This is a genomic window from Anabaena sp. CA = ATCC 33047, assembly GCF_963870205.1.
Taxonomy (GTDB): Bacteria; Cyanobacteriota; Cyanobacteriia; order Cyanobacteriales; family Nostocaceae; genus Trichormus.
In genome coordinates, this window is the sequence record NZ_CAWMSA010000032.1 from 1 (window position 1) to 6761 (window position 6761).

4 protein-coding genes and 1 pseudogene are annotated in these 6761 nt (G+C 44.4%); 2 read left to right on the forward strand and 3 right to left on the reverse strand.

What is annotated here, in order from left to right; translation table 11 throughout:
* A partial coding sequence (locus tag AACS98_RS06890; RefSeq protein ID WP_445206783.1) for a calcium-binding protein occupies window positions 1-3018 on the forward strand: 3018 nt, incomplete at its 5' end.
* Between the two features lie 11 nt (window positions 3019-3029).
* Here the strand turns inward: AACS98_RS06890 and AACS98_RS06895 are convergent.
* The 3 genes from AACS98_RS06895 to AACS98_RS06905 form a co-directional block, all read right to left on the reverse strand.
* A complete protein-coding gene (locus AACS98_RS06895) occupies window positions 3030-4196 on the reverse strand; it encodes a beta-ketoacyl-ACP synthase (RefSeq protein ID WP_066377645.1) in 1167 nt (388 codons plus the stop codon).
* 104 nt (window positions 4197-4300) lie between these two features.
* Complete coding sequence (locus AACS98_RS06900; RefSeq protein ID WP_066377646.1) at window positions 4301-5086, reverse strand: peptidylprolyl isomerase; 786 nt, start codon at window positions 5084-5086, stop codon at window positions 4301-4303.
* A gap of 136 nt (window positions 5087-5222) precedes the next feature.
* A complete protein-coding gene (locus tag AACS98_RS06905) occupies window positions 5223-5792 on the reverse strand; it encodes a photosystem I assembly protein Ycf4 (protein ID WP_066377647.1) in 570 nt (189 codons plus the stop codon).
* 607 nt (window positions 5793-6399) lie between these two features.
* On the opposite strand from AACS98_RS06905, the pseudogene AACS98_RS06910 reads away from it, so the two are divergent.
* A pseudogene (locus tag AACS98_RS06910) lies at window positions 6400-6761 on the forward strand (photosystem II D2 protein (photosystem q(a) protein)); the annotation flags it as partial.

Here is a 6761-nt window from a genome sequence, read left to right on the forward strand (position 1 = left end):
GACACCCTCGATGGCGGTAGTGGTAACGACGTACTCATAGGTGGCTCTAGCAACGACAGCCTCTATGGCGACGCAGGAGATGACAGCCTCTATGGGGACACAGGCAGCGATACATTAGATGGTGGTTTCGGCAACGATCAGTTGTATGGAGGAGCGCAAAGCGATCGCCTCCTTGGTGGAGATGGTAACGACCTACTCAGAGGTGGTAGTGAAGACGACACCCTAGAAGGGGGATATGGTAACGACACCCTGAATGGCGATGACGGTAACGATAGCCTCGACGCTGGGGGGAACTTTGACACCCTGTGTGGTAGTAGTGGCAACGACACCTTAAATGGTGGTGATGGCCTAGATACTGCCGACTACACTCCAGTGAATCGCCGACTCATTCTCACAGCTATTGACCGCATCGACAAAGATACCTTTGGTCAAGACCAACTGATTAGCATTGAAACAATTATTGCCAATAGCAATATCAATCATCACCTGATTGATGCCACCTCATGGGGAAACAATGCCAGCATCCATGTGAATCTACAAACCCAATCTTTGACTGTCACCGACAACACTGGTGTCCAGAGTCTGAACGTCATCAACTTTGATCATGTCAATGGTACAAATGGTGATGACAGGATGACTGGCGATACTCAAAGTAACCAAATATCTGGCAATGGTGGAGATGACACACTCCGAGGTAGTAGTGGCAACGATACCTTAGATGGTGGTACAGGCAATGATACTGCTGATTACAGCCAATTCGGTGAAAGTATCACTTTCCGAGGGACTAGCACAGTCAACAAAGGTAGTCGTGGTACAGATCAACTCATTGGTATAGAAAGAATTTTGGCTGATGCGAGTACAGCCAATAACACTATTGATGTTTCCTGGTTAAGCAACATTACATCGATCAATGCCAATCTGGAAGCTTCTATTGTCACGATTACAGACATCAATGGTTCTCAAACTTGGACTGTCGGCAACTTTGATGATGTCAAAGGCACAAATCAAGCTGATACTCTCACAGGTGACTATCAAGATAACCAATTATTTGGCTATGGTGGTGATGACATCCTCAATGGTGGATTTGGTAACGACACCCTCGATGGCGGTAATGGTAACGACTTACTCAGAGGCGGTTCTAGGAATGACAGCCTCTATGGAGACGCAGGAGATGACAGCCTCTATGGGGACACAGGCAGCGATACATTAGATGGTGGTTTCGGCAACGATCAGTTGTATGGAGGAGCGCAAAGCGATCGCCTCATCGGTGGAGATGGTAACGACCTTCTCAGAGGTGGAAGTGAAGACGACACCCTAGAGGGAGGATATGGTAGAGACACTCTAAATGGAGATACAGGCAACGATAGTCTAGACGGTGGGGAGAATGATGACACTCTGTTTGGTAGTAGTGGCAACGACACCCTCAATGGTGGTGATGGCAAAGATATCGCCAACTACACTCCAGTCAATCGCCGACTCATCCTCACAGCTATTGACCGCATCGACAAAGACACCTTTGGTCAAGACCAACTGATTAGCATTGAAACGATTATTGCCAATAGCAGTGTCAATAATCACCTGATCAATGCCACCTCATGGGGAAACAATGCCAGCATCAATGCTAATCTACAAACCGGAACTTTGACTGTCAGCGACAACACTGGTGTCAAAACTGTAGGTGTGGTTAACTTTGATCATGTCAATGGTACAAATCTTCAGGACATCATCATTGGCGACGCTCAAAATAACCAACTATCTGGTAATGGTGGTGATGATACACTCGGAGCTAGTAGTGGCAATGATACCCTAAATGGTGGTACGGGTAATGATACTGCCGATTACAGCCAATTGCGTCAAAGTATCACTTTTCAAGCCAGTAGTACAGTCAACAAAGGTAGTCTTGGCACTGATCAACTGATTGGCATAGAAAAGATTGTGGCTGATGCGAGTACAGTCAATAACACCATTGATGTTTCCGCTTTGAGCAACATTACATCTATTAATGCCAACCTAGAAGCTGAAACTGTCATGATTACAGACAGCAATGGTTCTAAATCTTGGAATGTAGTCAACTTTGATGATGTCAAAGGCACAAATCAAGCTGATACTCTCACAGGTGACTATCAAGATAACCAATTATTTGGCTATGGTGGTGATGACATCCTCAATGGTGGATTTGGTAATGACACCCTCGATGGCGGTAGTGGTAATAATACCTTAAATGGAGGAGAGGATTATGATACAGCTGACTATAGTCAAATCGGACAAAGTATCACCCTCTTACCGACAGGAGTGATTCAAAAAGATGGCGGTCTTGGTCAGGATCAATTGAGCAAAATAGAGAGAATTGTTGCTGATTCCAATGCAGCTAGTAACATGATTGATGCTTCTACAGCAGATATCAACACATCAATCAATGTGGATCTTAACTATCAATTTTTAGATGTAGTTGGTCTTGATGGTATTCAATCATTCGCAATAGAAAACTTTGATCATGTCAAAGGTACAAATCAAAACGACTATATTTTTGGAGATAGTCAAGATAATCTGTTCCTAGCCAATGGAGGGGATGATTTTATTGATGGTTTGGAAGGTAATGATACTCTCAATGGTGGCAGTGGCAATGATTATATGTTGGGTTACTTCGGTAATGATTCCTTAATTGGTGGCAGTGGTAACGACACTCTCTTGGGAGAAGATGGTGATGATATCTTAATAGGTGGTGATGGAGATGATTCTTTAAGTGGTGGCAGTGGTAACGATATTCTGACTGGTGGTTTTGGTCAAGATACATTTGTCTTTGATAGTTTATTTCAAGGTGTTGCTATCATCAAAGACTTTAATGTTAGTGAAGGTGACAAAATCCAGATTTATGAATTCATTTTTGGCAGTTCTAACGTTAATGACTTTTCTTACGATGCGTCTACTGGCAATTTGTTCTTTCAAGGAACTCAATTTGCTACGCTGGAAAATCAGCCAATTGATTTTTCAACTACTTTGCAGATTGAATTCTTCTAAACATGAGCCAACTAAAGTGTAGATTGACCCAACACAACAACGGCATTTTGTCCACCAAAGCCAAAGCTCAAACATAATGCTTGGCGGATAGGACTGTGAAGCGCAGTTTTAACTATATTTAAATCAAATTCTGGTTTATGTAATCCTACGCAGGGGGGTAAGATGTTCTGTTGCATAGCTAACAAAGTAAAAGCTACACCCATAGCTCCCGATGCTCCTAGAGTATGACCTGTAGCTCCTTTAGTGGAACTAATTGGCACTTGATGAGGAAATAGCTTTTTGATCACTTTGCTTTCTACATGGTCATTGAGTGGGGTAGCTGTGCCGTGAGTATGAATGTAATCTATATCCTGGGGTGTAAGGTGACTGCGTTCTAGAGATTGCTTAATAGCTGCGATCGCACCCCTACCTTCTAAGTCTGGCTGATTGGTATGATATGCGTCTGCTGTTAACCCAAAACCCAACACTTTACCATAAATTTTCGCTTGTCGTTGTTGTGCTAACTCTTTTGTTTCCAAGACAAACACAGCCGCCCCTTCACCTAATACCAAGCCTTCACGGTTGACATCAAAGGGGTAAGCTCCGGTTTTGGCTAAAGCACCCATTTGTTGAAACCCAGATATGGTTAAGGGTGTAATTGGTGCTTCTACGGCTCCGGCGATCGCTCTAGGACATTGCCCTGTTTGAATCAACAACGCTGCCTGAGAAATTGCCCAAATCCCTGTAGCACAAGCTGCCATCGGTGCGGAAACTATCCCCGTCGCTCCAATTTGCCTGGCAGCTGCGATCGCATTCATTTGGGGTAAAGTTTCTAACCAATTCTCTAAACTTTCTCCGCTTGTATATCTATATTGGCTGGGATATTTTGCATACATTTTCCTGGCTAAATCTTCCCAGGATGCTTGATGGCTACGACTCGAACCAATCACTACAGCACAATCAGGTAAATTTGTCAATAGACCAGCATCTTTGATGGCAACCTCTACGACATGTTGAGTCAACGCTCTCAATTTAGCTGGTTGTTCACCAATCAAACCTAGAGGCAGTGGGGATAGTTCTGGAAAAGGTTGATGCAATCTAATTCCAGACTCACCTGTAATTAATTTTTGCCAACTTTCCTCTAGGCTTTTACCCAAAGCGGAAACTAAACCGATACCAGTAATAACAATTTCAACCAATTTGAGATTTCGAGAATGGGGAATCGGGAATGGGGAATCGGGAATGGGAAATCGAGAAAACCACTGATTTCCTTCCTACTGCCTACTCCCCACTCCCCGAATCGCTATTGTGGAGTTTTGAAATTTTCAGCACCTTGAGTGACTTTCGCCGATTGAATGCGATCGCCTTGCTGAATTTTGTTAACTACATCAAAGCCGTCGGTGACATAACCAAAAACGGCATAATTACCATCTAAAAACCCTAAGTCAGCTAGGGCAAAGTAAAACTGAGAAGAAGCAGAGTCTGGTTGCTGCGAGCGCGCCATTGCTACTGCACCTTGTTTGTGTTGTAACTCTGGTGGTTTACTCACACGAGCAGACTCGAATGTTTTACCATAAATCGGTTCTTGTTCGCCTTTGGGCTTAATTTCCAAAGGAATAGAACGTTCAGTCCCAGTTTTTTCGTCAATATAACCACCAGTTCCTAGAAATTGTGGTGGAGTTTTGGGATCTTTACTTTTAGGATCGCCCCCTTGGACTACAAACGGTTGGGGATCACGGACAACTCGATGGAACATTGAATTATCGTACACACCCTTCTGCACCAAATCAACAAAGTTGCCGGCTGTAATGGGCGCATTAGTACCGTCTACTTCGATGGTGATCGGTGATCCATTAACTGTCATCACCACGGTAGCTTTGCCTTCGAGGCGTGGTAAATTTTTCATTCCCGGAATACTCTCGCTGATAGTCTCAGATACAGATGTTGCTTCAGTAGTTGTTGTGGTTGTGTCGGTCGTCGTCGATCCTGGAGCAGAATTAGAGCTAGCCTGTTTTGTAGAACAGCTTCCCAGCATCAAAGCACTGACTATCACAAGCGCAAACAATAATTGTGAAACTTTTAACCGCATTGCCAGTTACTGACTCAACCCATGTATCTTAGCCTCTTTTGGGAATTGGGCAGATAAATTCAAAATTCTCTCATTCAAAATTCAAAAAAAATTTTGGAGAAAAATTTCCCCTGCTCCCTCTGCTCCAACACCTCCCCTACAATCCCTCTAAAGGTACTTCTAAAAAGCGGGCTAATTCTGCGCCTTGAGTTTCTAACTCGGCTAAGGGTAATGGTTGACCAACTCTGGTCAAAGGTATATCTCGACGACCTTTAACACGGAGATATAAGGCGCGACGAGGATTTAAACCTTCTTTAATATCAATACGTACAGACTGTATGCTTTGAATGGGGATATCAATCTCAATTTTGCGGTTTTTGCCCGGAAATCCCCAACGAAAAATGTTAATTTTACCTGTTTCTCGATTGAAGTCGTTGTGGCCACCACCTACATCCCAGAGGATAACTAGCCACAGATACAAGGCTAAAAGCAGACCAGCAGTACCGTATAAGCCCATGACCAACCCTTGAGGTACGAATACCAGTTGAGTTGGATCGGTGACTATGAGTAGATTTACTTGTAAATAACTCGATATCCCAGCCAATAAAAAGCCTGTGGCTCCCATTGTGACAATAGTTGCCCACCAGTAGTTGCTGAACCGACGAGAACCGAGAACTTTTTGATGCAGGATGCGATCGCCTTTGCTTACTGTTGTTGATGCCGTCATTGAACTACCTTGGCCTGTGAGTGCGTGCCTTTTCTAAAAGTCTGCCATTTCTACAGGATGTCTTGCAAGCTAAATATTGGCGATTGGGGATTGGGGATTGGGGACTGGGGATTGGGGACTAGGCATGGAGCATGAATCAATTCAAAATTAAAAATTGTTGACGGTTGACGGTTGACGGTTGACGGAGAAAGAATTTTTCCCCCTGCTCCCCTGCTCCCCCTGCTCTGAAAGCTCCCTCATCCCCAATCCCCAATCCCCAATCCCCAGTCCCCAGTCCCTATCCACTCCCAAGATTTCTGAGAAAAGTTGTGTCAAATTGTTAAAATTCTGATATTGATATTATTTAATAGGTTCGTTTTCAACACTTGATTATCCTAAGTGGGTTGCGCGAAACCCCTAACAATGTGATAAGTTAAGAAGCATTAAGTTACTACAAGCTAGGTAACTAGCTCATGGTAGGTGTAACGGCATAACCCTGAGAAATGCCGACTCAACTAGGCGGTAGCATCTCAGGAACTCAGCAATTATAAACCTGCTGAGGGTGTCAAGAAAAAACGTTATTTCCTCGGAAACGTTGCAATTTTAGTAAACAGAGGATTTTAGTTAGATGACCATCGCAGTAGGACGCGCCCCCAGTAGAGGGTGGTTTGACGTACTAGACGACTGGTTGAAGCGCGATCGCTTCGTCTTCGTAGGTTGGTCAGGGATATTACTGTTCCCCTGCGCTTTCCTCGCACTAGGCGGTTGGCTCACCGGCACAACCTTTGTTACCTCCTGGTACACCCACGGACTAGCCTCCTCCTATCTGGAAGGCTGTAACTTCCTCACAGTAGCAGTATCTACCCCCGCCGACAGTTTGGGACACTCCCTACTACTGTTGTGGGGGCCAGAAGCTCAAGGCGACTTCACCCGTTGGTGTCAACTCGGTGGCTTATGGCCATTCGTGGCACTACATGGAGCTTTCGGCTT

Excerpts from the sequence above, each read along its gene's own strand:
- AACS98_RS06900 (WP_066377646.1), bottom strand. The coding sequence starts at position 5,086 with ATGCGGTTAAAAGTTTCACAATTATTGTTTGCGCTTGTGATAGTCAGT.
- AACS98_RS06905 (WP_066377647.1), bottom strand. The coding sequence starts at position 5,792 with ATGACGGCATCAACAACAGTAAGCAAAGGCGATCGCATCCTGCATCAA.